The sequence below is a fragment of the Mesorhizobium sp. M2E.F.Ca.ET.209.01.1.1 genome, from assembly GCF_004010375.2.
Taxonomy (GTDB): domain Bacteria; phylum Pseudomonadota; class Alphaproteobacteria; order Rhizobiales; family Rhizobiaceae; genus Mesorhizobium.
In genome coordinates, this window is sequence record NZ_SADP02000659.1 from 1 (window position 1) to 337 (window position 337).

Here is a 337-nt window from a genome sequence, read left to right on the forward strand (position 1 = left end):
GTCGGGCTGACCGCCAAGCGCTTCGGCAAGCTTTTGCGGCGCGTCGGGATCGAGGAAATCCATCTGCAGGATGGCGGCGCCCGGGACCGCGTCCATTTCGAGATAGTCGATGCCGACGACGTGCGGGCTGTCGGCACTCGACTTCGTGCGCGCGGCCGCGACCTGGCACCAGCCGCCGGGGGCGGCACCGAGGTCGATGACCTTCATTCCTGGCTTCAGCAGATGATGCTTGTCGTCGATCTCGATCAGCTTGTAGGCCGCGCGGGAGCGGTAGCCGTCGGCCTTCGAGCGCTGCACATAGGGGTCGTTCATATGACGCTCGAGCCAGCGGCGCGAC

The 337-nt window shown here is 66.5% G+C and carries 1 protein-coding gene; it reads right to left on the reverse strand.

Features of this window, described 5'->3' with window-relative positions; translation table 11 throughout:
• Positions 1 to 337: RlmE family RNA methyltransferase (locus EN852_RS37330; protein ID WP_135879800.1), on the reverse strand; the 337-nt coding region annotated here is incomplete at both ends.